The following is a 22712-nucleotide window of genomic DNA, read 5'->3' as shown; positions in this document are numbered from 1 at the left end:
TGGGGTCATGAGTGGCGGGGATGAAGTGGGGCAGGGACAGTCCGTACTGGTGGTCGAGGACGAACCCTCCATAGCGGACGTTCTCACCATCGCCCTGCGGTACCACGGCTTCGAGGTCGTGTGGGCGAGCTGCCTGCTCCAGGCCCGCGCCCGCATCACCGAGCGCCGCTTCGACGCGGCGCTGCTCGACGTGATGCTGCCGGACGGCGACGGGCGCGCCTTCGGGCGCGAACTGCGCGCCGGATACCCGGAGACGGCCCTGGTATTCGTGACCGCGCGGGACGCGCCCGCCGAGATCGTCGGCGCGCTCGGCTTCGGCGACGACTACATCACCAAGCCGTTCCACATCGACGAGGTGGTCGCGCGGATCACCGCCGTATTGCGCCGCACGCGCCCCGCCGACGTGCTGCCCGAGCGTCCCTCGCTCTCGTACGGGGGCCTGGAACTGGACGAGACGACGTACACCGTCCGCCGCGTGGACCGCACGCGCGGCGATGTGCAGCTGACGCCGACCGAGTACGCGCTGCTGCGCTTCCTCGTCCGCAACGGCGGGCGCATCGTCCCCAAGGAACAACTCCTGCGCCACGTATGGCAGTACGAGCACCACCAGCCGGAGTCGACCGTCGTCGAGACGTACATCAGCTATCTGCGCCGCAAACTCGCCCCGCTCGGCCCCTCACTGATCACGACGCGGCGCGGGGTGGGCTACGGCCTGGCGGCGGCCACGTGAGGCGCCTGACCTCCGCGCTCGGCTCCCGCCGGGACCGCCGGCGCCACCACGGCCTGGCGACCCTGCGGGCGAAGCTCACCGTGATGAACGTGCTCGTCCTCGCACTCGGCATCGTCGTCGCGACAGCCGTCTCCATCATGGCGATGCGCCACTACCTCCTCGACCGCATCGACTCCGAACTGGCTTCGTCACGCACGGCGTTGGAGCGCACGGGCTTCACGCGCGAGCAGATCGACGCCCTCAGCGCGATCGGCTCCCTCCGCGACGACCTGCTGCTCGCGGACGCGGCGGGCTCACTGCCCCGCCCGGAGACGGTGTTCGTGGCGGTGGACGACGCAGGCCGCCCGCTGACCTTCGCGGGCATCCCACCGACCGCACGCCAGCGCGAACTCGCGGACGCCGTCTCCGACCCGTCCCGCCTTTCCTCCTCCCCCTCCATACGAGACGTGCGGTTCGGCGGCGACGAGTTCCGGGCGGTGGGTGCGCGGCTCGGCGACGGCACGGTCGTCGTCATGGCGACCTCCACCGAGGCGGTACGAGACGGCATGGCCCGCTCCCTGAAGGTGGACCTGGGCGTGGGTGCTCTGCTGCTCCTCCTGCTCGGCGGGCTGACCTTGATGGGCGCCCGCCACCGCCTCCGCCCGCTGGAAGACATGGTGGAGACGGCCTCTGCGATCGCCGAAGGCGACCTCACCCAACGCGTCCCGGCCCAGAAGAACCCCGTACTCGAAATCGAGCAGCTCCGCCTGGCTTTGAACACCATGCTCCACCAGGTCGAATCCGCCTTCGAAACCCGCGAACGCACCACGTCCCAACTCCGCCGCTTCGTCGCGGACGCGTCCCACGAACTCCGCACGCCGCTTGCGGCGATCCGCGGCTATCTGCAGCTGTTCGACAAGGGGATGCTGCGGGAGTCGTCGGAGCGGGAGCGGGCGGGGCAGCGGGTTCGTGCGGAGACGGATCGGATGGCGCGGCTGGTGGAAGAGCTCCTCCTGCTGGCGCGCCTGGACCAACAGGCCGAACTGATCCTCGGCGAGGTGGACTTGAGCCGCCTGGCCCGGGAGGCGGCGGAGGACCTCCGCATCCAGCAACCCTCCCGCCCGATCACAGTCTCGGCCCCATCCCCACTCCTGATCCGCGCGGACGAATCTGGCCTACGCCAGGTCCTGGGCAACCTCCTGACGAACGTCCGCACGCACACACCTGTTTCAGCCGCGGTCCGCATTGAAGTGACGCAGGATTCCGACCGCGCCCTGCTCGTGGTTGCGGACGAAGGCCCGGGCATGCCGGAGGAGGACGCGGCACGCATCTTCGACCGGTTTTTCCGGGCTGGGGGTGGGGCGGGAAGTGGGTTGGGGATGGCGATTGTGCAGGGGGTGGTGGAAGGGCATGGCGGGTTGGTGGGGGTGCGGACGGGGTCTGGGGCGGGACTGACGGTGAGGGTAGGGCTGCCGGTTGGGAACCGGCGGGCCTAGATCCACCGGTCGACAGGGACCTCGGCGATCAGCGCGCACCCCCGATCGCCATCTGGCGACGGACAGGCAACTGCTCTGCAAGACCGTGAAACGGCTTGATGGCGCTCTTTACCAGAGCAGGTGAATACTACTTCTGGGTCGTCATCCACTTCGCCCGCGAAGGGGGTCAACCGGCACTCGATCGCGCCATGGCCTCGACCAAGAATTCCGGGTTTGCCATGTCGAGTGCACCCCTGAGATATTCATTCAGAATCCTCAGACACTCGCCGTTCGACCGAACCCGCACCCATCCTCGAACAAGAAAGCGTCACAGGTCACCCTCAGCACCGCTCTTGACCGCCCCCGTCAACGACCTATACGTCACCCTCAAGCCAACGATCGAATGGCGGGACTTCCAATATTTCAGAATTGGCCAGCTTCATGCCTCTGGCAAAGTTTTCGGCCAATTTCACGAGCATCGCGACTAGTGAACTCTGCGTAATGGTCTCGCGCTCTGGATTCGGAACCCAATTAGTCCGCGAATCACAGTGAATAATCACGAGATCCCCGCTTGGGCGGAAGGTCAAAGCCCTCTCGACACCCTGCGAGTATAGATCCACCTCGACTTCGCGACGGTCGCGCACGCCCGCCAGAAGTGACGGGAACTGCTCCATGAAGGCAGACAAGTCATATGCAACATCGAGTGGCCATACATCACTCCCGAAGCCGCCCAGGTGGAATGTTCCGCCTCCAGCGTCAGAGACGACGCTACACGCCTTCATGACCAGGGTTTCGTAATCGTCACCCGGCTCCAGACCCGCTGAAGCAGGAGGCACAGCACCTGACGGCATGGCCGGATTGAACGACACAGAGAAGCCCATCTCTCCACCCTCCTAACTCGGACCAGGGACCGGGAATCCCGTTTTGTACAGACCATCTCGATTCGGGACGATGGTAGCCACGCGCGCCTGGACGATACTCCCATCCGGCATAATCAGCTGCCCCAACCCGTCCGGAATACGTACCGACCTAGGCCCGGCCCCTTCAACATGGAGTCCCCTCAAGAATTCTGCTGCGGCATCATCGTCCAGCCACTGACCTTGCGGCTTCCCGGTGCTACGAGCGCGGTCCTTCAGAGCTTTCGTTTTCTTTGCTCCGGAGCCATGGGTCTTAAATGTGTGGCCCCACGTCTTAACGCTGTTAGAGGCCCAGTCCACGCAGCCGTTGCTGTTATGCACCAAGACCGGCGTTCCGCCTGCCAGTACATAGTACGTGTGGATTCCGGCAACCGTGAGGTTGCGGGTTTCCTGGCGTTGACGGAAGTCCCTCGTGTGAGCAACCTCAATGCTCTCACCCTCATCTGTGCGGAGCGTCATTCCCGTCCGCAGCTCGGCGGCGTCGAGCCACGCCTGCTCAGACGGCGACCAGAATGGGTGGTGGCTCGTTGCGATGAGGACGCCGCTGCCGGAGGCAGTGTCCATGGTGAGCTCGACGAAGTCTTTGTCGTCCTTGGTGATGATGGTGGCCAGGACGGCGCGGGCTTCGGTTAGTCCGGTTTCGGGGTCGGTAGCAAGGACTCGGTCGCCGGGAGTAATGTCCTTGATCTGCTTCGTACTGCCGTCCGCGAGCTCAACTTCCGTTTCCGGAGTGAAGCTGTTTGGGCAGTCCGGAACTTTCTTGCCCTTACCGAATCCCTCCAGCAGCTTCTTCAGCCACTTGACAGCCCTCGCGGGCGTCGAAGGTCTGTTGCCACCCACCCGCAGTGCGAGGTCAATCCAGGTTCGTTTATGCAAGCCCGCCACTCATCTATGTCAGGCAGCACCATTCCGCCCACTGTTCCCCAGAAGCTGCCCGGCATCTCGCCAGAGCTAGACGCACACCCGGCACTGACATCGACGCCGCATACACCAGAGAGCTGATCGGTCGAAGTTCCGTTCTCGGCAACAGAGTCGAGGACCGCCTCGCACGCCGCGTCACAGCCGTCACCCTCACTGGGCTTGTCTGGCTCGTCTGGCTCGTCTGCGCTGCAATCGACGCTGAGGCTTCCGCAGACCTGCGCCATACCGGTGGGATCGCTGAAGTTGATGGGGTCGTTGTGGGTGTAGCTGAATGCCGACAGCAGTTGCGGACTGTAGGGGAATTGGAGTGGGTCGGGGCTGAGGAACCGTCCGAGTTTCGGGTCGTAGGCGCGGGCGCCGAGGAGCGAGAGGCCGGTGGAGGTGTCTTCGGTTTTGCCGAGGAAGCCTCGGTCGGTGCCTTCGGGGAGGGTGCCGCTGCGTTCGTCGCCGAAGGGTGTGTAGCGGCGACGCTCGAACGCTGCAGTGGTGGCGTCGACGGAGAGCTGAGTGGATGCCTGGCCATCGGCCATCAGGTACGTGACCGTGCCGCCGTTGGGACCGGTGGTGCGCATCGCGACCGCCGAGCCACCGCATGTGTAGTGGCGGGTGGCGGTGACGGTCTTGCCGTCAGTGGTGGTCAGTTCGGTCGCGCCGAGGTTGACGACGGTTTCGCTGGGTGTGGTGCGGACGAGGAGGTTGCCGTCGGCGTCATAGGTGTAGCGGGTCAGCTCGGAGCCGGTGGACTTTGTGGTTTTGACGGTGGCGAGCTGGCCGAGCTTCGTCCAGGTGTAGTCGGTGTTCTTGCCGGCGCCGGGTTCGGCGCGCTTGGTCATCTGACCGTCAGCGTTGTACGTGAATGTGTCGGATGTGGCGGCGCCACCGGTAACCGTGTTGTTGATCTTACGGACGCCGTGCGGCTGGTCGGCGTTCGGTGTGGTCCACGCGCCGCTGTCGTCGTAGCCGGGGTAGAGGTAGTCCCGCTTGGTCTGCTTGCCTGCCGCGTCGGTGTCGGTGACCGACTGGAGATTGCCGATGCGGTCGTGCGTATACGCAGTCTGGTAGGGCGCGGGTCCCTTGAAGTCGGAGGCCACGGCGGCGCAGTCACCGCCGGCGGCGCGGGTGTACGCGTTGGTCAGGCGCGCCAAGGCGTCGTACTTGAAGCACTGGGACTGCGCGGTCTGGCCGTTGGCCTGCTCCCGGATCTCGGTGATTTTTCCGGCGAGGTCGTAGCTGTAGGTGTCCTTCTGCGATTCGGTGGTGATCTGGCCGGAGGTGGTGCTGGTGGTGGCAATGCTCTTGAGCCAGCGGGTGCCGTTGGCGTCGTCGTAGCCGTAGGAGCGGGCCGCGGTGGCGCCGCTGCCGCTGATCGTCTTGCCGTACGTACGGCCCGTCAGGCGGCCGTAAGCGTCATAGGCCTGATCGTCGACGTAAACCGCGTTGCTCAGGCTGCTGGTAAGCCGCTCGGGCTGGCCATAGTTGTTGAACGTGGCGGTGACGGTTTCGGAGGCGAGGCCGCCCGCGGCCGGATAGCTGACCGAGGTGACGTGGTCGGCGGCGTCGTAGCCGAGCGTGGTGGTGTAGCTGCCAGCCAGACCGTTCACGTTCGCTGGGATCGTGACCGTCGACTTCAACGGGCGGCCACGCTTGTCGAACTCGTCCGTCTTGGTCGTGTATTGGTTTCCGTCGGCGTCACGGCTGATCGTGCTGGTGATCTGCCCCTTGCCGCCAGGAACTGCGCCATCCCACAGCCAGGACGCCAACTGATCGGCGCCGCTGCCCACCGAGGTCTTACGGCCGAGGTTGTCATAGCCGTACGTCAGGATGTTCTGGCCGTTGTTGCTGGTGGTCGCGGCGACCAGGCCACGCTCGTCATACGTGGTAGCGGACTTACCGGCGTCTGGATCATCCACGGAGGTGCGCTGACCGGCCCAGTCGTAGCCGTAGAGGGTGTTGTTCCCCAGCGCATCCGTGATCTTTGCGAGTTCACCCTTGCCCGTGTAGGCGTACGACGTGGTGTACGACGTGGTGCCGTTGTGCTCGACGACCTTGGACGTCTGGCCATACACATCGGTGTACGTGTCCGTGGCGCCGCCCACCGCGGGGGTGACCTTCGTGTAGTCGCCGAAATAGTCGGTGGTGACCTTGCCCTGGAGCTGGGTCACACCCATCACCTGGATCTGCGACAGCGTCGTCCGCCCGGCCCAGTCGACCACCACATCGGTGTACGACGGAATGTCAGTGGTCTTCGGACTCGACGGACCACCCGTACCCGCCGTACCCGCGTTACGGAACACCGCAGAGGTTCCCGCCACGTTCCCCGACGAGTCATAGCGCGTCGTCGACACCTGCCGATACGCCGTGCCATCGCTACCGGAGGGCAGCGGCGTCTGAGTCTCGCGAGCACGCCCCGCCGCATCCAGATACGCATGCGACGTCAAGTACGTCGAACCGGACTGCAAGATGCTGCTAGTGACGTGCGGGTAACCATCCACCGCATCGGGCACGCCCGAGCCGTTGGTCGACGTCGGAATCCTGTAGGCGAACTTCATCGACGGCGAAGTGCCGGTCTCGGTCGGCTTCCACACCTCCACCGGCCGCCCCGCCGCGTCCAGCGTGACCTTGCTGAGGTTTCCGTTGGCATCGCGCGTCTGATACGGCGTGCCCCAGAACCGGGACGACCACGTGGTCGTGGAGAGCGGGCCCCGGGCAGAAATCGAGCCGTCGGGATCCGGCGTTGTCGTGGCGACGCCGTCCAGCGGCCAGGTGTTTGCCGGGCTGTACGTGGTGGTCGTTCGGTTCTTCTTGCCGTCCTCGGCCCAGGTCACCCGCCCGGCCTGGTCGAATCCACTGTTCGTGGTGCGGAAGTTCGTGGCATCCGTGTACGAGCGGCCACCGGTCGGGTTGGCATCGGAGAGTTTGGCGTCGTTCTCCGCGAACGAGACGGCTCCGTCGTAGAACGTTACGGCGCGGCCGTCCTGATGCAGGGTGTCGTTGCCCGCGGCCTGGTCCTCGGCCTGGGTAGTGCAGCCCACGCTGTAGTGACGCTCGTCATCCTGGAGCGCCATCCAGCGCTGCGTGCCGGTGCCGTCCAGGGTGTCGGTGTTGTAGGCGCGCCCGAACTCGGTGCAGCGGTTGTCGGAGACTCCGGTCTCGCCCCAGTCATCGACGCGCATCGGCAGACCGAACGTGGTCGAGGCGCTCTCGCCCGCTTCGTACTCGTTCTCCACCACACGCTCGCGCCAGCCCGTGGAGATCTTGTCGCGGGTGACCGTCTTGCTCTCGCGGACGAAACGGGCGTCCGGCAGGCCCTCGTACTGGGCCGTGTTGTGCGCCCAGTACGAGTGATACGTCCGCTGATGGGAGACGTCCGTGTCATCCCGCAGCGAGGTGGAAAGGGTCTTGCCGGAGAGGTAGTCGTGGTCGGTGTAGTTGTTGCCGTCCCCGTCGTTGACCGTGACCGACTTCGTCGCCGACGGATCCGTCTTCGACGTGCGGTCACCGTCCAGGCCCCGGTACAGCCAGTACTTGGTGGTCTTCTTGTTGCTGCCGGCGCCCGTGGAGACCTGGACTTCCTGGTAGCCGCGCCAGTCCGACCACGACTCATCCTCATCCGGGGACAGCGGATCACCGGTGAAACGCCAGCCCGCACCATCCTCATAGGTGTAGGTGGTGGACATCACCGGAGCGCCGTCCTGGTTGGTAGTGACCGTCGGGTCGACCTCCACCTTCTGCACCAAGAGCTTCCTGAACCAACCAGACTTCGACTCCGTCGCGCCTTCCGGGGTCCACTTCTGCCAGAAGCAGTCCGTCGTGTTCGATGCCTGGGACGGCAGGCTGGCCGCGTCACATGGGTTGGCGTACCCGTAGGTGACCGTGGTCGTGGCGCCCAGATCGTTGTGGATCTCACTGACGCGGCGGAAGTTCAACTCCGTGGAGCCGACCTTGTTGTCCCGGTCGGTGCCGTTGAAGTTCGTGACCGGCAGAACGAGGTCGGTGCCGTCGCCGTAGGTCTTGCGCTGGATGTAGTCCAGCCACAGCGTCTTGCCGACTGATCCGTCAGGGTTGGGCATGCCCTTCTTCGTCTGGTACTGCTGCACCAAATCCCAGCCGGTTCCCGACTGGTCGGCCACGTAGGTCTTGATGTCCCAGAGCATGTCCCGGGAGAAGAACGTCGGGAAGTACGTCTTGCCCGCACAGTTGTAATCCGCGGCTGTGCCGTCACACATCAAGTCGATCGGCACATCCGGATACGAGGTCGGCTTCTCATTGAACGTCGGACACGCGGGCGGTTCGCTGCGCAGCGGATCATTGTCCGCCATCCGCTCCACGCACCGGTTGACGTGGGAGAGTTCGACCTTCGCCGGGACCTTGCCGTCCGGGATCTGCGAGGACCAGCCGTACTGGATCTCATGCACATACCCCGAGGAGACGTACTGACGCGCCTTGTCCGCGTTCGCGACGGACCGGTAGTGGTTGTACTCCTTGTCGTAGAAGTACATGGTCTCGACCTCGTTCGCGTCCACCGCCCGGTCGAGGTTCCACCGCCACGCCTGCGTACACGGCTCAGGGAACTGGTCGCGGCAGGGCTCGCCCGCATCGTTTCCGACCACAGGAACTGTGAAGACGGACGCCGTGGCGGTGGTGGTGCGTTCGGAGCGGCCCCAGCCGAAGTAGTAGCGCTTGCCGTCCTGGGTGGAGATCACCCAGTACTCGCCATCCCGGCCGGCTCCATGCCCGCCGAACAGGCGCTGCACTCGCCAGCCCGGGTCATCCTTCAAGTGGTAGGAACCGGTGCCGTTGTTGTCCTGGATCAGCTCCGAGTGACCCCGTTGAGGTTGATGACATACACAGCACCAGAGGGTTCCTTCGCCGAGTTCGGCGAGTCCCAGCACAGGTCGCCGATCGTCGGCAGACCGTCCTGGCTGCAGTTGCGGTAACGCCGCTCGATATAGCCGACGTTCAAGTCCCAGCCCATGCCGACCCAGGACGCCTGGTTGTTGCTCGCCGACGTACGGCCGTCCACCGACTGCGAGTTGTAGTCCAGCGCCAGCGGTGGAGCCGAACCCATCGGCGGCTTGGGCAACTGGAACGGATAGGAGTACGTGAACGCACCCGACCCGGTGGAAACGTCCCACGAACCGGTCGCCGACAACGTGGAGGCACGGTAGTCGCCCTGATCCGACGACGAACCAGACGCCAGCACATAGACACTCGCGCCCGCACTGTCCACGAGCTGCGTCGAGGTGCCTTCGCCCGCGTCCGGTGCCGCCTCCACGGTGGCGGTCAGCGTGCCGGACTTCGTGTCATTGTCAGCCTCGACGAACTCCCGCTCCGTACAGCCCTCGGCCTCCGGCGTCGACAGCGCACACGCAGGCATCTTCACCAACCGCAGCCGGCCCGCGAAATCACCTCCGAAGGCGTACTTGAACTTCGAGTAATCGACATCGACCTGCACCTCGCCGGCAGCGGTCCCGCCGTCCGCGCGCGTCACCTGCAGGCCAAGACCCACGCCTCCGGCGGGCTTGATGTCCTGCCGGTCCAGCACCCGCACGTCGACCTTGTCCGGGGAAACACTCTCCGCTGGCGGATCGGATGGGGTCTCGGACGGATCCGCGGCGTCCGACGGGGTCGGCGACGCCGCCGCGTCCTCACCCGGCTCACCACTCGCCGAATCGCTCGGGCTCGGCGACGGCGACTCCTCCGCCACCACGCGGCTCGAAGCCGTCTGCGGCTCGGCCCCCGACTCCTCCGTCGTCGCCGTCGAAGGCTCCGCGACGGGCGAGACCTCGACGACATTCGCGACACTCGTCTTCGGCTCACCCGCAGCCGAACGCGCCTGCTGCCCCGGCTCGATGACACCCGGCTCCCCAGGCGTCACACCCGAGAGATCCACCGCAGCCTGGGCCGCCTGCGGCCACTCCGGCGCGGGAAGCGGTTTGCCCGCCTCCTCCGTCTGCTGCGGCGGCGCCGTACCCAGCGACTGCGACGGAACGACAGGTGTCGGGTCGTCCGCCGCCACCGCCTCCTGCGGCGCAACCGGCAGCACCGTCAGCAACCCGGTCAACAACGCACCGGCAAGCCCCAGCGACACAAAACGCGCACGACGAGCAGACACCCGACAACTCCCACCCCATGCCGAAGGCGCAGGCACACCAACGACAGCTCAACAGAGAACGGGCATACCCGATCAACCTCCACCGCGCTCCCCAGCACGGAAAACTGCAGGTCAACAGGCATACCTGTGAAGCGGGACAGTGCACGCAGTGAAGCCTGTGTGAACAGAGGGATCAGGAAGCAGATCCTCCGCGCACCTCAGGCAGTCATGCAGTGGCGTACGCAGCAGTGTGCGGAAGCGATGCCCACATGCGCGTGCCGGGAGTCGGGTCTTCCGCCTCCGTGATGCCCCACGTGCCGCGGCACGTGCGGATGACGCAGTTGAGGAGGTGGAGGGAGGCTCGGCGGCGGGACGCGCGGGCGCGGGCCAAGGGAGGGCTCGACGGGACCGGGTCGTCGTCGTAGAGCGTGATGCGCAGGGAAGCGTCGCGGTAGCGGAGGCTGACGTAGATGCGGGGTGCGGCAGTGAACTTGCAGGCGCAGGCGGCGAGTTCGGTCAAGGCGAGCAGGGCGGGGTCGGTCAGGTCGTGCAAAGCGTGGGCCTCCAGGAAGGTGCGGGAGGCGGTGCGGGCCAGGCCCGGCGAGCTCAGTGCGGCGGGGAGGGTGAGGCTGTAGGCCAGGGTTTCGGGGGTCGGTGCGGCGGGCGGGGAGGGGAGCGGGATGAGAGTGGGCATGGCACATCAACTCCTGCCAGTACGTGGGCTGTTGAGGTGTCCGGTCCGGCGAGGTGGTGGCTCTGTCCTGGTTGCGCGCAGGCCAGGGCGCACTTCCATCACGCCGGATCCGAGTGACGAATGCGTTACTGAATGTAGCGGCGCCGCGGTGGTACGTGCCACGCATTCGTCAGGATTACCACGATCGAGGTGGACCCAGAAGGGACGCCCCGGCAGACTGGCGTTCATGCCGCCCAGGAACACACCGACTCAGCGCCAGAAGCGACTTGGGGCCGAGCTTCGCAAGATGCGGCTCGCAGCCGAGGTCACCACCGAGTACGCGGCCTCGCTCCTCGGTATCGACCGGAACAAGGTCGCCAACATCGAGTCCGGCGTCCGCATCATCACGCCCGACCGCTTGCGGACCTTGGCCTGCAACTACGACTGCCAGGACGAGAAGTACGTACAGGCGCTCGCGGACATGGCCGCCGACCGAACGCGCGGCTGGTGGGAGGGGTATCGGGGCCAACTACCCGGCGGACTCCTGGACATCGCGGAGCTCGAATGGCATGCCGCCCGGCTTCGCGCCGGCCTGTGTGTGCACGTCCCGGGACTGCTGCAGACCGACGCATACGCACGGACCCTGTTCGGAGCCGCGCTCCCCGCGCTGTCGGCGGACGAGATCGAACTGCGCGTGGCTCTGCGCCTGCAGCGGCAGCAAGTCCTGCACCGCAAGGACGCGATCCGGTACGACGGATATGTCCACGAAGGTGCGCTGCGCACGGAGTTCGGCGGTGCCAAGGCCATGCGCTCTCAGCTGGAACGACTGTGTGAGTTGTCCGAGAAGGACAACATCAACGTACGGGTCATCACCTTCAAGGCGGGTGCGTTCCCCGGCGCCGGGCAGTCCGTGATCTATGCCGAGGGAATCATTCCGCAGCTCGACACCGTTGAACTTGACTCCGCACACGGGCCCGAGTTCACACACGCGCACGCTCAACTCGACAAGTACCGATCCCACTTGGACTGGATGGAGCGGAACTCGCTCTCGGACCATGCGTCACGCGACTTCATCCAGGCCATCGCCCGCAGCTTCTAGGAAGGCCACCGTGACAGACATCCGCTGGGAAGACCCCTTCTGCGCCGAGGGCGCCAACTGCTTCCGCCTGGGCACCGACCCCGAAGGAAACGCCTACATCGCCATCTCCGGAGCCGAGGAAACGTATCTCACCGACAGCCACGAAGCGCTGCGCACGATGATCCTCGACATCAAGGCCGGGAAGGCCGACCACTTGTTGTAGGGGGCCGGGGCTGGGCGTGGACCAAGGCCCAGACCGTCTTGCCGTAGCGGCCGCGGCGCCACACTCCCCACGCCTCCGATACCGCGTCCACAAGGTGGATTCCCCGGCCGCCGTCGGCGTGGGGCCCCGCGTCCGCGAACAAGTGCGGATCCCCGGGGGACTCGTCCGAGACCTCTATCAGGCAGGCGCCGTCCGCCAGGACCGTGATCGCCAGGTCGAACTCGGGCTCCAGGGACGAACCGTGGCGGATCACGTTTGTCGTGAGTTCGGAGACGACCAGGATCGTGGCGGCGAACGCGCCGTCCTCGTCGGTGTGGCCCCAGGCCGCGAGGTGGTCGCGGGCCCGGAGGCGGGCCAGGCCGACCGACGCGGGGTGCCGGGGCAGGCGGAACGCATGGCGCCGCAACACGTTCTTCACCTCCGGTCACCCCGCGCGCACGGGATCCGCACAAGATGCTGCGCCGTGAGGGCGGGTGTTGTCACCGGGTGGCGGTCGCCGCGGTCGGTTTCGGTCAATCGGACTATGCCGAAGGATTACGACACGGCTGCGGATACGGATACGGATACAGCTACGCCTGCTTCGAGGCGAGGGTCACCACCGTGATGTCCGACGGTGCGCCCACCCGCACCGGCGGCCCCCAAGCCCCGGCGCCCCGCGACACGAACAGCTGGGTGTCGCCGTAGCGTTCGAGGCCTGCGAGGGTGGGGTTGGCCAGGTCGGCGATGAGGTTGCCGGGCCACATCTGGCCACCGTGCGTATGGCCGGAAAGCTGGAGGTCCACACCGTGCTCGACGGCGTCGTGGATGACGACGGGCTGGTGGGCGAGGAGGACCGAGGCGCGGGAGCGGTCGCGGTCGCCGAGGGCCTTCGCGAAGTCCGGGCCCTGGCCCTCGCTCTCGCCGGCGACGTCGTTGACGCCCGCGAGGTCGAAGCCCGGGATTTCGACGCGTGCGTTTTCGAGCGGCTGCAGGCCGAGTTCGCGTACGTGGTCGACCCACTGCTCGGCACCCGAGAAGTACTCGTGGTTGCCGGTGACGAAGTACGAACCGTGGCGCGAGCGGAGCTGCGCGAGCGGTTCGGCGGCGGGGCCGAGGTCCGCGACGCTGCCGTCGACGAGGTCACCGACGACGGCGACCAGGTCGGCCTGCGTCGAGTTGATCGTGTCGACGATGCGCTGCGTGTGCGCGCGGCCCAGGATCGGGCCGAGGTGGATGTCGGAGACGACGGCGATGCGGAAGCCGTGCGCAGAGCGCGGGAGTTTCGCGAGCGGCACGGTGACGTGCTTGAGCTTCGGCCCGCGCATCACGTTGTACGTACCGACGCCGACCGTCCCGAGCGCGGCCGCCGCCGCGGCCCCACCGACGATGCGGGAGACGAAGAGGCGGCGGGAGGGATGGGTTGCGGGCGTGGCCCGGACAGTCCCCTCCCGCCCGGGGGCCAAGCCCTCTTCGACCCTATCGGCGCCCACTGACAATCCACCGTCACCGGCCGCGGCACCCTCTCCCCCGACACCCACCACTTCCCGTACGGCCGCGGTCTCGGCCTCGGCCTCGGACGGGAGCTCCGCCGCCCCCGCCGCATCCCGCTTCCGCAGCCACCGCAGCAGCAGCGGCCGTACGGCCTCGCCGACGAGCAGGGAGAGCGTCAGGTAGATGAACAGCGCCATCCACAGATAGCCGGGCCAGGCCAGAACCTGCTGCACACCGAACGGCAGCCCGGCCCGCGCCCCCGCGAACGCGCCGACCATGAGCACGAGCGCCAGGACGATCAGAACCGTCCCCGCCTTGCGCGCGCCCGAGCCCGCCGTGGTCGTGTCGCGGACGAGGCGGCGCCACAGGTAGTAGTGCAGCCCGAGCAGCGCGGAGAAGGCGGCAAGCCCCGCCAGCACGAAGACGACGATCACAGCTGCTTGCCCCCATATGACGTGCGCCGCAGTGCCCGCACACCACGGAACCCGATGACCCCGACGACCGTCCCCAGGACAAAGGACACCACGGCGAGCAGCAAGTGGACCCAGAAGTATCCGGTCGGGTCACCAGCGTCGTCGAACGCCAGGCCACTTCCGTCCTTGATCAAATTCTTGACGAAAGTGATCCAGATGATCCAAGACCACGCACCAAAGGCGAGCAGGAACCAGGAGACCGGGCGGCTGAGCTTCATACGCCCAGTATCAGGGTCGCCTTTTCGGTCCCCCTCGGCGGGTGGTGCGAGTGATCCCGGTCAGACACAGGGTGACCCGGCACACACTCGTGCGGGTAAGGGCTGTACGTTCTCGACCGTGTCTGCCATGAAGAAGACCGTACTAACGGTCGTATGCGCCAGCTTGATGACGATGTCCGCCCTCGCGCCGGCCGTGGCCGACGACAAGCCGGGCAAGAAGGACGACAAGGCGAAGCCGCCGGCGAACATGTCGACCGTCGGTGGCGCGCAGCTCGGCAAGGCGGGTACGCAGGTCAACCTCGGGGCGGGTGCCCCGGTGCTACCCAAGGCGCTGAGCGGGCGGTCGTGGATCGTCGCGGACGCGGAGAGCGGTGACGTGCTCGCCTCGCACAACGCGCACTGGCGGCTGCCGCCCGCGTCCACGCTGAAGATGCTCTTCGCGGACACGGTGCTCAAGAAGGGGAACCTGCCCAAGGACAAGGTCTACGAGGTCAAGGACGAGGATCTCGCGGACGTCGGCGAGGGGTCGAGCCTGGTCGGGGTCAAGGAGGACCACACGTATACGGTCCACGACCTGTGGCTCGGGGTGTTCCTGCGGTCCGGTAACGACGCGGTGCATGTGCTCGCGAACATGAACGGCGGTCTGAAGCAGACCGTCAGCGACATGCAGGAGCACGCCGAGGAGCTGCAGGCGCTCGACACGCAGGTGGTCAGCCCGGACGGCTACGACGCCGAGGGCCAGGTCTCGTCCGCGTACGACCTGACGCTGTTCGCGCGCTCGGGGCTGCAGGACGCGGACTTCCGGGAGTACGCGTCGACGGCGCGGGCGCAGTTCCCCGGTGAGGGCAAGGGCAAGAAGCGCGATCACTTCGAGATCCAGAACACCAACCGGCTGCTGACCGGTGACTACGGCCTGAACCCGTACAAGGGCATCGCGGGTGTGAAGAACGGCAATACGACGCACGCGGGCGCGACGTTCACGGGTGTGGCCGAGCGCGACGGCAAGGTGCTGCTCGTGACGGTGATGAACCCGTCCTCGGACGAGCAGAACGCGGTGTACGAGGAGACGGCGCGGCTGTTCGACTGGGGCTTCAAGGCGGCCGACAAGGTGACGCCGGTGGGCGAGCTGGTGCCGCCGCGCAGTGTGGACACCAGCGGCGGCGGCAAGGGTGCGGCCGCTCCGGAGCAGCAGAAGAAGGAGAGCGGCACCTTGAAGGGCGCGGAGAAGGCCGCGGCCGAGGAGGGGTCGAGCGGGGTCGGGATCGCGCTGGCGATCACCGGCGGGGTGCTGCTCCTGGTCGGTGCGGGTGTCTTCGTGGTCAACCGCCGCTGGCCGCTGCCCGATCTGGTGCGGAAGCTGCCGCGCCGCTGAGCAGCTCTCCCTCGGGTGCTTTCTTGCTCTGCGTCGCTGTCCAGGCGGCGCAGAACAGGAGCAGTTTCGCGGTGAAGTTGATCCACAGGAGCAGGGCGACGGGGACGCCGAAGGCCCCGTACATGGACTTGGCGGCGACGCCCTTCATATAGCCGCCGAGCAGCACTTTGAGCAGTTCGAAGCCGAGCGCGCCGATGAGTGCCGCGACGAACAGGCGGCGGCGCGGCGGGTGGACGCCGGGCAGCAGGGTGAGCAGGTAGAGCAGGATCAGGAAGCTCGCGAGGACGGCCAGGGCGAAGACGACGGCCAGGAGCAGCCAGCCGATCCAGCCCTGGTCCTCCAGGCCGACGGCGCGGGTGAGCCAGACCGCGGCGGTGGTGCCGATGGTGGACGCGGTGAGGGAGGCGAGGCCGGTCAGGCCGAGTCCGAGGAGGATGCCCGTGTCCTTGAGTTTGGCGAGGACGGGGTTCTCGTCCTGGTCGTCCTTACCCCAGACCGCGCGCAGGCAGTCCCTTATCGTGCCGACCCAGCTGACGCCGGTGAGGAGCAGGACGGCGCCGGCGATGAGTCCGACGGTGCCGGCGTTGGCGACGAGGGCGTCGAGGTCGAGCTGGTCGGAGATGCCGGGGACCTGGTCGGCGATCTTCTTCTGCAGTTCGTCCTGCCGGTCCTTGGAGAGGGTCGCGGCGGCGATGGCGGCGGCGACCGTGAGCAGCGGGAAGAGCGCGAGGAAGCTGACGAAGGTCATGGCGCCGGCGAGCCGGGTCCAGTGCGCGCGGTCGAGGGTCTCGTAGGAGCGGAAGGCATGGGTGTCCATGAGGCGGGTCGCGAGCGGCCCGATCACGGGCAGTTTCTTCAGCCAGTCCATGCGTCACGCCACTTCCTCAGCCGGTCCATGTCTCACGCCGCCTTCCCCCGTACGGAACACCAAGGTGCGCGTACCCCAGAACCGCAGCACTGTAGCGAGGGCCATGCCGATGCCCGCGCCGGAGATGGTGTCGGCGCGGGGTGAGGTGAGGCCGAGGCCGTAGTGCGAGACGGCCAGGCACAGGAGCTGGACGAGGGCGCCCGCGATGTTCACGGCGAAGAAGACCGCGTACTGCCGCATACGGGAGATCCCGGGGGTGCGGCGGCGGTACGTGCCGAGTGCGTTGCCCACGTACGCGACCGTGCAGCCGGCGACGAAGGAGAGCGCCTTGGCGGTGAGCGGGTCCCAGCCGAGGGGTCCGCGCAGCCAGATGAAGAGGCCGAGGTCGGCGGCGTACGCGCAGATCCCGGCGGCGGCGAAGCCGAGCAGTTCGGGGGCCATCGCGCGCAGGCGGGTGCGCAGGGGTGCGCGCGGTGCGGGGTGGGGCGGCGCCTGCGCGGGGGACGCGGGGGCACTCACAGGTCGGCCACCGCGAGCCCGTACATGGCCAGCCAGACGAGCGCGATGAGCGCGAGGGCCTTGTCGCGCAGGACGACGTCCTCGGGGGCGCCGGCGGTGCCGCGGTCGGCGAACACCGCGTAGCGCAGGATCGCGAGGATGAAGGCGACCATGGAGAGCTGACGCCAGGGCAGCAGTCCGGTGCCGCCTTCCTCCATGGCCCACAGGCAGTACGCGAGGACGGCGACACCGGCCGCGAGCTGCCAGACGAAGCGGAGATAGCCGGTGGTGTACTCGGTGAGCAGGGCGCGGGTGGCGCCGAGCTTCTCGGGCGCCATCTTGACGGCCTCGGAGTAGCGCTTGGCGGAGACCATGAACAGCGCGCCGAAGCCGGTGGTGATGAGGAACCAGCGCGAGAGCGGGATGCCGAGGGCGACGCCGCCGATCATCGCGCGCATCAGGAAGCCGGTGGTGACGACGACGAGGTCGACGACGAGGACGTGCTTGAGGCTGACGCAGTACGCGAGTTGCATGCCGACGTAGCCGGTGAGCAGCGCGGACGTCATCGGGCTGCAGACGAAGGCCGCGGCGACGGGCGCGAGGACGGCGAGCAGTCCGCCGACCGCGTAGGCGACGGGGACGGGGACCTGTCCGGCGGCGACGGGGCGGCGGCATTTGTCGGGGTGGGCGCGGTCGGCCTCGGCGTCGCGGGCGTCGTTGATCAGGTAGACGGCGGACGCAGCGGCCGTGAACAGGCAGAAGACGAGCGCCAGTTGGGTCGCGGACTGGCGGGTGAAGAGTTCACCGGCGGCCGCGGGGGCCGCGACGACCAGGATGTTCTTGATCCACTGGCGGGGGCGCGCGGTCTTGAGGAGGCCCAGCGGGAGGCTGACGGGGCCGGGGCGGCGCGGGGATGCGGTGCGCTCGGGGCGCTGGCCGAGGAGCGTCACTTGGCGGCCTCCCTCGCGGGGGCGGCGAGCATCCAGCGGCTGCCGAGCCGCGCGGTGACGGCGCCGAGCGCGGCGCCCGCTGCGACATCGGTCGGGTAGTGGACGCCGACGACGAGGCGCGAGACGCACATGGCGGCGGCGAGCGGCGGGACGAGGCGGGCGCCCGCGGGGCGGAGCGCGCCGTAGGCGACGGCGGCGGCGGCCGCGGAGGTGGCGTGCGAGCTGGGGAAGGAGTGCCGGCCCGCGGTGCGCACGAGCGGCTCGGCCTGCGGACGGGGCCTGCGCACCAGGCGCTTGACGCCCATGCTGGCCAGGTGCGCGCCCGCGGTGAGGGCGGTGCCGCGCAGCCAGGCGCCGCGCCGCTCCTTGTCGAGCGCGGCGCCCGCGAGGCCCGCGGCGAGCCACAGCGCGCCGTGCTCGCCGCAGAAGGACAGGGTGCGGGCGGCGGCTGCGATGCCCGGGTGCTGTCCCGTGTCGCGGAGGGCGGTGAGGAGCCGGTGATCCATCTCGTACATGGGGCCTCTTTGCTGCCGGGGGGCCGTGGACCGCCTCGACTCTTCTAGCCGACGAGCCGATATTTACGTCAATATCGGACGACACTCTCGTAATCACCCATTTCGGTGAGAGCCCAAATAGATGGCGTAAACCCTCATCCATCGGGCGATAGCGTCACGTTCATGTCTGCCGCCGAAACCGCCGAGCCCACCGCCGACGCCGTCTCCGTCACGGGCTGGGGCCGCACCGCCCCGACCACCGCCCGCATGGTCCGCCCCCGTTCGTACGAGGAGGCGGCCGAGGCCGTCCGCTCCTGCGGCGCGCGCGGCGGGATCGCGCGGGGGCTCGGGCGGGCGTACGGGGACGCGGCGCAGAACGCGGGCGGAGCGGTGCTCGACATGACCGCGCTCGACCGGATCCGCTCGATCGACGCCGAGGCGGGCGTCGTGGTGTGCGACGCGGGCGTGAGCCTGCACCGGCTGATGGAAGTGCTGCTGCCGCTCGGCTGGTTCGTGCCCGTGACGCCCGGCACGCGCTATGTGACGGTCGGCGGCGCGATCGGCGCCGACATCCACGGCAAGAACCACCACGTGTCCGGGTCCTTCTCGCGCCATGTCGCCGCGCTCGACCTGCTCACGGCCGACGGGAGCGTACGGACGGTGCGGCGCGGGGAGCCGCTGTTCGACGCCACGGCCGGCGGCATGGGCCTGACCGGCGTGATCCTCGCGGCGACCGTCGAACTGCTGCCCGTCCAGACGTCGCTGATGTCCGTCGACACCGAACGGGCCACCGACCTGGACGACTTGATGGCCCGGCTCACCGCCACCGACCACCGCTACCGCTACTCGGTCGCCTGGATCGACCTGCTCGCGCGCGGCGCCGCGACGGGCCGCTCGGTGCTCACGCGCGGCGACCACGCCCCGCTCGACGCGCTGCCCGTACGGGCCCGCCGCGCGCCCCTCGCGTTCCGTCCGGGGCGGTTGCCCGCGGCGCCCTCGTTCGTACCGGAAGGGCTGCTCGGCAAGGCGACCGTGGGTCTGTTCAACGAGCTCTGGTACCGCAAGGCGCCGCGCGCCCGCCGCGGCGAACTGCAGAAGCTCTCCACGTTCTTCCACCCCCTCGACGGCGTGCCGCACTGGAACCGGATCTACGGGCGCGGCGGCTTCGTGCAGTACCAGTTCGTCGTCGGCTACGGGCAGGAGGACGCGCTGCGGCGCATCGTCGGCCGGATCTCGATGCGCGGCTGCCCCTCGTTCCTCGCCGTGCTCAAGCGCTTCGGCGACGGCGACCCCGGCTGGCTCTCCTTCCCGGCGCCCGGCTGGACCCTCGCCCTCGACATCCCGGCGAATCTGCCGGGCCTCGCCGCCTTCCTCGACGAGCTGGACGAGCTGGTCGCGGCGGCCGGCGGCCGGATCTACCTCGCGAAGGACGCGCGGCTGCGGCCCGAGCTGCTCGACACGATGTATCCACGGCTCGGCGCGTTCCGCGCTCTGCGTGAAGAGCTCGATCCGCAAGGCGTGTTCCGGTCGGACCTGTCGCGGCGCCTCTCCCTGTGACCTCACCCCACCCCGTACCCCTGGAGTCTTGATGAAGGACGCGTTCGGCACCCCCCAGTCCCTCCTGGTCCTGGGCGGCACCTCCGAGATCGCACTGGCCACCGCACGCCGTCTCGTCGCACGCCGCACCCGCACCGTGTGGCTGGCCGGACGGCCCTCGCCCGCGCTCGAAGCCGCTGCCGTGCAACTGCGCGACCTGGGCGCCGACGCCCGTACCGTCGCGTTCGACGCCCTCGACTCCGAGGCGCACGAGGACATCCTCGGCAAGGTCTTCGCCGAGGGCGACATCGACATGGTGCTGCTCGCGTTCGGTGTCCTCGGCGACCAGGAACGCGACGAGGACGAGCCCCAGTCGGCGGTCCGCGTCGCGCAGACCAACTACACGGGCGCCGTCTCCTGCGGCCTGGTCTGCGCGAGCGCCCTGAAGCGGCAGGGGCACGGCTCGCTCGTCGTGCTCTCCTCGGTGGCCGGCGAGCGCGCCCGCCGCGCCAACTTCATCTACGGCTCCTCGAAGGCCGGCCTCGACGCGTTCGCGCAGGGCCTCGGGGACGCGCTGCACGGCACCGGCGTGCATGTGATGGTGGTGCGCCCCGGCTTCGTCCGCTCGAAGATGACCGCCGGAATGAAGGAGGCCCCGCTCGCCACGACACCGGACGCGGTGGCCGAGGCGATCGAGACGGGGCTGCGGCGCCGCTCGGAGACGGTGTGGGTGCCGGGGGCGCTGCGGATCGTGATGTCGGCGCTGCGGCATGTGCCGCGTCCGGTGTTCCGGAAGCTGCCGGTGTAGGGGCCTGTTTCGTACGGGAGTCGGGCCTCTTCGGTTACGAGGCGCGCTTCAGGCGTACGACCACGGGCGCGCCGAACGGGTCACCGGACTGGTTGACCTGGACGTGGCCCGCGCCCAGCCACTCGTCCGTGCCGGGGACCTTGTGGATCTCCTCCAGCCACAGGGACTGCTGCGAGGTCTTGCGGGCGCCGGTGTCCTCGGGCAGCCGGTGCCGCTTGATCTTGACGCAGGCGCCGTCGTCGGTGAGGTACCAGTTGCCGTTCAGGAACAGGCCCGCGGCTTCCGCAGCCACCGGAACCCGGCGCGCGCAGGCATCGGGGGCGTACGGCTCCTTCTGCCAGCGTGAGCCGTCCCAGCGCAACTGGACGGTCTCGTCGGCCGGTTCGTTCTCGACCTCCCCGTGGTTGTAGCTGTGGGAGCCGTACGCGAACAGCTCTGCCTCTTCGGTGACGAACAACTGCCCGATGGTTGCGCCGGCCTCCGGCGGGACCGGGTCGGGGAAGCGGTAGACGGGCGTCTCGACGTCCCGCCACGCGGTGCCGTCGAAGTGCTGGGAGGCAGGCTGGGTGTAGTAGTCCCGCCCGGTGCCGGGCCCGCTCTCGCGGTGGCCCGCCACCCACACGTCGTCCGGTCCGACGACGGCAAGATCCGTGATCTGGTGCTTGAGCGCAGTCGTGGTCCAGCGGGCGCCGTCCCAGTGGTGGACCTCGTCCCGCTCCGAGTCGAGCGTCCAGATGTCGTCCGCGGCGACGGCCTCGATGTCGTAGGCCTGGCCCGGAGGCGGCTGCGGCACGGCGGACCATTGCGTACCGTCCCAGCGCGCCCAGGACGTCCCGGCCGGTCCGTAACGGTCCGGGCTCAGCCACAGCTCGTCCTCGCCGACCTCTTCGAGCCGCGGCGGGTAGGTGCTGTCGCCCAGCGCGTCCGGCAGAGGCTGCTGCTTCCAGTCGCTGCCGTCGTAGTGGAGCAGCTCGGGCTCGCCGCCGTCCTGCCGGGCCGTGACAGCCCAGATGTCGTCCGTGGAGAGAGCGGCCACATCAGTGAGCTTGCCGCTGAAGTCGGCGATGTGCTCGAACTCCCAGGTAAGCGGGGAGGCCGGGGCGCTCTTCGATGGCGAGGAACCGCGGTCGGACGGCTGCTTGCCGTCGGGGTCCGCGCTGCCGCAGCCCGCGAGGAGCAGCGCGATACCGGCGATGGCTATGACACTCCGGCGCATGTCCGCCCCCTCGTACGTCTGGATCGCTGCTCAGCGAGCCGGAAGCGTACCCCGGTCCGCCGACGCCGCGGCCTGCGGGGGAACCGACGGGCCCGCGAAGGCGAACTCGCGGAGCTTGCGCCACACCCCGTCCGCACCCTGCTCGTAGAGGGCGAAACCGGTGCAGGACCACTGCGCCTCGTACGAGGAGAGCTCCTCGAAGGCGCGGTCCATGGCCGCCTCGTCGATGCCGTGCGCGACCGTCACATGCGGGTGGTACGGGAACTGCAGCTCGCGCGCGACAGGACCCGAGGCGTCACGGACCTGCTTCTGCAGCCAGGCGCAGGCCTCGCCGCCCTCGACGACCTGGACGAAGACGACCGGGGACAGCGGACGGAACGTCCCCGTGCCACTGAGCCGCATCGGGAACGGGCGGCCGCCGGCCGCGACCTCCGCGAGATGCGCCTCGATCGCCGGCAGGTCGGCCGCCGCCACCTCCGTCGGCGGCAGCAGCGTCACATGCGTGGGGATACCGTGCGCCGCGGGGTCGCCGAAGCCCGCGCGCCGCTCCTGGAGCAGGCTGCCATGGGGCTCCGGGACCGCGATCGAAACGCCGAGCGTTACGGTCCCCACGTCGTGCTCCTTCTCCGGTCCTTGATCATCTCTGCAGAGGCGGATGCTGCAGGCGCTGCCAGTGTGGCGCGCGCACCGGCCTTCTGGCCAGGGTCCTTGGTCCGTCC

General features: G+C 68.4%; 21 protein-coding genes. 7 read left to right on the top strand and 14 right to left on the bottom strand.

What is annotated here, in order from left to right; genetic code table 11:
- Window positions 1-7: 7 nt before the first annotated feature.
- Together ACIBI4_RS09100 and ACIBI4_RS09095 are read left to right on the top strand one after the other, a co-directional pair.
- The gene (locus tag ACIBI4_RS09100; RefSeq protein WP_399202993.1) at window positions 8-730 is read left to right on the top strand and encodes a response regulator transcription factor; all 723 of its coding nucleotides are present in this window, start codon (window positions 8-10) and stop codon (window positions 728-730) included.
- An 83-nt stretch (window positions 731-813) separates the two neighbouring features.
- Entirely contained in the window at window positions 814-2205 is a 1392-nt protein-coding gene (locus ACIBI4_RS09095) for an ATP-binding protein (RefSeq protein ID WP_399202992.1), read from the top strand.
- 353 nt (window positions 2206-2558) lie between these two features.
- On the opposite strand, the gene ACIBI4_RS09090 is transcribed toward ACIBI4_RS09095, so the two are convergent.
- The 5 genes from ACIBI4_RS09090 to ACIBI4_RS09070 form a co-directional block, all read right to left on the bottom strand.
- Entirely contained in the window at window positions 2559-3065 is a 507-nt protein-coding gene (locus tag ACIBI4_RS09090) for a hypothetical protein (RefSeq protein WP_399202991.1), read from the bottom strand.
- 12 nt (window positions 3066-3077) lie between these two features.
- Window positions 3078-3941, bottom strand: coding sequence for a polymorphic toxin-type HINT domain-containing protein (locus ACIBI4_RS09085; RefSeq protein ID WP_399202990.1), 864 nt, complete (start codon window positions 3939-3941; stop codon window positions 3078-3080).
- Window positions 3893-8914, bottom strand: coding sequence for an RHS repeat domain-containing protein (locus ACIBI4_RS09080; protein ID WP_399202989.1), 5022 nt, complete (start codon window positions 8912-8914; stop codon window positions 3893-3895). Before ACIBI4_RS09080 ends, ACIBI4_RS09085 begins: the two co-directional genes overlap by 49 nt.
- On the bottom strand, window positions 8833-10137 hold the full coding sequence (locus ACIBI4_RS09075) for a hypothetical protein (protein WP_399202988.1): 1305 nt from the start codon (window positions 10135-10137) through the stop codon (window positions 8833-8835). The genes ACIBI4_RS09080 and ACIBI4_RS09075 overlap by 82 nt, the downstream gene beginning before the upstream one ends.
- A gap of 205 nt (window positions 10138-10342) precedes the next feature.
- Window positions 10343-10810 (bottom strand): ATP-binding protein, encoded by a 468-nt coding sequence (locus ACIBI4_RS09070; RefSeq protein ID WP_399202987.1) that lies wholly within the window; start codon window positions 10808-10810, stop codon window positions 10343-10345.
- Between the two features lie 226 nt (window positions 10811-11036).
- On the opposite strand from ACIBI4_RS09070, the gene ACIBI4_RS09065 reads away from it, so the two are divergent.
- Together ACIBI4_RS09065 and ACIBI4_RS09060 are read left to right on the top strand one after the other, a co-directional pair.
- Entirely contained in the window at window positions 11037-11888 is an 852-nt protein-coding gene (locus ACIBI4_RS09065; protein WP_399202986.1) for a helix-turn-helix domain-containing protein, read from the top strand.
- Between the two features lie 10 nt (window positions 11889-11898).
- Entirely contained in the window at window positions 11899-12090 is a 192-nt protein-coding gene (locus tag ACIBI4_RS09060) for a hypothetical protein (RefSeq protein ID WP_399202985.1), read from the top strand.
- Here ACIBI4_RS09060 and ACIBI4_RS09055 read toward each other — a convergent pair.
- From ACIBI4_RS09055 to ACIBI4_RS09045, 3 genes are all read right to left on the bottom strand, one after another.
- Window positions 12059-12499 (bottom strand): ATP-binding protein, encoded by a 441-nt coding sequence (locus tag ACIBI4_RS09055; RefSeq protein WP_399203235.1) that lies wholly within the window; start codon window positions 12497-12499, stop codon window positions 12059-12061. The two genes, ACIBI4_RS09060 and ACIBI4_RS09055, sit on opposite strands and share 32 nt — an antisense overlap.
- A gap of 160 nt (window positions 12500-12659) precedes the next feature.
- Complete coding sequence (locus ACIBI4_RS09050) at window positions 12660-13994, bottom strand: metallophosphoesterase (RefSeq protein ID WP_399202984.1); 1335 nt, start codon at window positions 13992-13994, stop codon at window positions 12660-12662.
- Window positions 13991-14251: an SCO4848 family membrane protein gene (locus ACIBI4_RS09045; RefSeq protein WP_399202983.1), complete on the bottom strand. Its 261-nt coding sequence runs from the start codon at window positions 14249-14251 to the stop codon at window positions 13991-13993. Before ACIBI4_RS09045 ends, ACIBI4_RS09050 begins: the two co-directional genes overlap by 4 nt.
- A gap of 118 nt (window positions 14252-14369) precedes the next feature.
- Between ACIBI4_RS09045 and ACIBI4_RS09040 the strand changes: the two genes are divergently transcribed.
- Window positions 14370-15623 (top strand): D-alanyl-D-alanine carboxypeptidase family protein, encoded by a 1254-nt coding sequence (locus ACIBI4_RS09040; RefSeq protein ID WP_399202982.1) that lies wholly within the window; start codon window positions 14370-14372, stop codon window positions 15621-15623.
- On the opposite strand, the gene ACIBI4_RS09035 is transcribed toward ACIBI4_RS09040, so the two are convergent.
- The 4 genes from ACIBI4_RS09035 to ACIBI4_RS09020 all read right to left on the bottom strand — a co-directional run bounded on the left by ACIBI4_RS09035 (window position 15571) and on the right by ACIBI4_RS09020 (window position 18454).
- Window positions 15571-16491, bottom strand: a complete 921-nt coding sequence (locus ACIBI4_RS09035) for a YihY/virulence factor BrkB family protein (protein WP_399202981.1) — start codon at window positions 16489-16491, stop codon at window positions 15571-15573. The genes ACIBI4_RS09040 and ACIBI4_RS09035 overlap by 53 nt on opposite strands.
- A gap of 3 nt (window positions 16492-16494) precedes the next feature.
- Window positions 16495-16932, bottom strand: a complete 438-nt coding sequence (locus tag ACIBI4_RS09030) for a GtrA family protein (RefSeq protein ID WP_399203234.1) — start codon at window positions 16930-16932, stop codon at window positions 16495-16497.
- A gap of 74 nt (window positions 16933-17006) precedes the next feature.
- Entirely contained in the window at window positions 17007-17939 is a 933-nt protein-coding gene (locus ACIBI4_RS09025; RefSeq protein WP_399202980.1) for a decaprenyl-phosphate phosphoribosyltransferase, read from the bottom strand.
- The gene (locus tag ACIBI4_RS09020) at window positions 17936-18454 is read right to left on the bottom strand and encodes a phosphatase PAP2 family protein (RefSeq protein ID WP_399202979.1); all 519 of its coding nucleotides are present in this window, start codon (window positions 18452-18454) and stop codon (window positions 17936-17938) included. The genes ACIBI4_RS09025 and ACIBI4_RS09020 overlap by 4 nt, the downstream gene beginning before the upstream one ends.
- A gap of 162 nt (window positions 18455-18616) precedes the next feature.
- Here ACIBI4_RS09020 and ACIBI4_RS09015 point away from each other — a divergent pair, with 162 nt between their 5' ends.
- A complete protein-coding gene (locus tag ACIBI4_RS09015; RefSeq protein WP_399202978.1) occupies window positions 18617-19990 on the top strand; it encodes an FAD-binding protein in 1374 nt (457 codons plus the stop codon).
- A gap of 31 nt (window positions 19991-20021) precedes the next feature.
- Window positions 20022-20777, top strand: a complete 756-nt coding sequence (locus ACIBI4_RS09010; protein WP_399202977.1) for a decaprenylphospho-beta-D-erythro-pentofuranosid-2-ulose 2-reductase — start codon at window positions 20022-20024, stop codon at window positions 20775-20777.
- A gap of 34 nt (window positions 20778-20811) precedes the next feature.
- Here the strand turns inward: ACIBI4_RS09010 and ACIBI4_RS09005 are convergent, their stop codons facing one another.
- Together ACIBI4_RS09005 and ACIBI4_RS09000 are read right to left on the bottom strand one after the other, a co-directional pair.
- Complete coding sequence (locus tag ACIBI4_RS09005; protein WP_399202976.1) at window positions 20812-21993, bottom strand: hypothetical protein; 1182 nt, start codon at window positions 21991-21993, stop codon at window positions 20812-20814.
- A gap of 30 nt (window positions 21994-22023) precedes the next feature.
- Entirely contained in the window at window positions 22024-22605 is a 582-nt protein-coding gene (locus tag ACIBI4_RS09000) for a 2'-5' RNA ligase family protein (protein ID WP_399202974.1), read from the bottom strand.
- Window positions 22606-22712 lie beyond the last annotated feature (107 nt).

It is taken from the genome of Streptomyces sp. NPDC050418, from assembly GCF_044458745.1.
Classification (GTDB): Bacteria; Actinomycetota; Actinomycetes; order Streptomycetales; family Streptomycetaceae; genus Streptomyces.
This window is presented reverse-complemented; position numbering and strand designations above follow the sequence as displayed.

Bases quoted from the DNA above. Each gene is read 5' to 3' on its own strand.
- ACIBI4_RS09100 (WP_399202993.1), top strand. From the start codon at position 8: ATGAGTGGCGGGGATGAAGTGGGGCAGGGACAGTCCGTACTGGTGGTC.
- ACIBI4_RS09095 (WP_399202992.1), top strand. From the start codon at position 814: ATGAACGTGCTCGTCCTCGCACTCGGCATCGTCGTCGCGACAGCCGTC.
- ACIBI4_RS09090 (WP_399202991.1), bottom strand. From the start codon at position 3,065: ATGGGCTTCTCTGTGTCGTTCAATCCGGCCATGCCGTCAGGTGCTGTG.
- ACIBI4_RS09070 (WP_399202987.1), bottom strand. From the start codon at position 10,810: ATGCCCACTCTCATCCCGCTCCCCTCCCCGCCCGCCGCACCGACCCCC.
- ACIBI4_RS09065 (WP_399202986.1), top strand. From the start codon at position 11,037: ATGCCGCCCAGGAACACACCGACTCAGCGCCAGAAGCGACTTGGGGCC.
- ACIBI4_RS09045 (WP_399202983.1), bottom strand. From the start codon at position 14,251: ATGAAGCTCAGCCGCCCGGTCTCCTGGTTCCTGCTCGCCTTTGGTGCG.
- ACIBI4_RS09035 (WP_399202981.1), bottom strand. From the start codon at position 16,491: ATGGACTGGCTGAAGAAACTGCCCGTGATCGGGCCGCTCGCGACCCGC.
- ACIBI4_RS09030 (WP_399203234.1), bottom strand. From the start codon at position 16,932: ATGGCCCCCGAACTGCTCGGCTTCGCCGCCGCCGGGATCTGCGCGTAC.
- ACIBI4_RS09020 (WP_399202979.1), bottom strand. From the start codon at position 18,454: ATGTACGAGATGGATCACCGGCTCCTCACCGCCCTCCGCGACACGGGA.
- ACIBI4_RS09015 (WP_399202978.1), top strand. From the start codon at position 18,617: ATGTCTGCCGCCGAAACCGCCGAGCCCACCGCCGACGCCGTCTCCGTC.
- ACIBI4_RS09010 (WP_399202977.1), top strand. From the start codon at position 20,022: ATGAAGGACGCGTTCGGCACCCCCCAGTCCCTCCTGGTCCTGGGCGGC.
- ACIBI4_RS09005 (WP_399202976.1), bottom strand. From the start codon at position 21,993: ATGCGCCGGAGTGTCATAGCCATCGCCGGTATCGCGCTGCTCCTCGCG.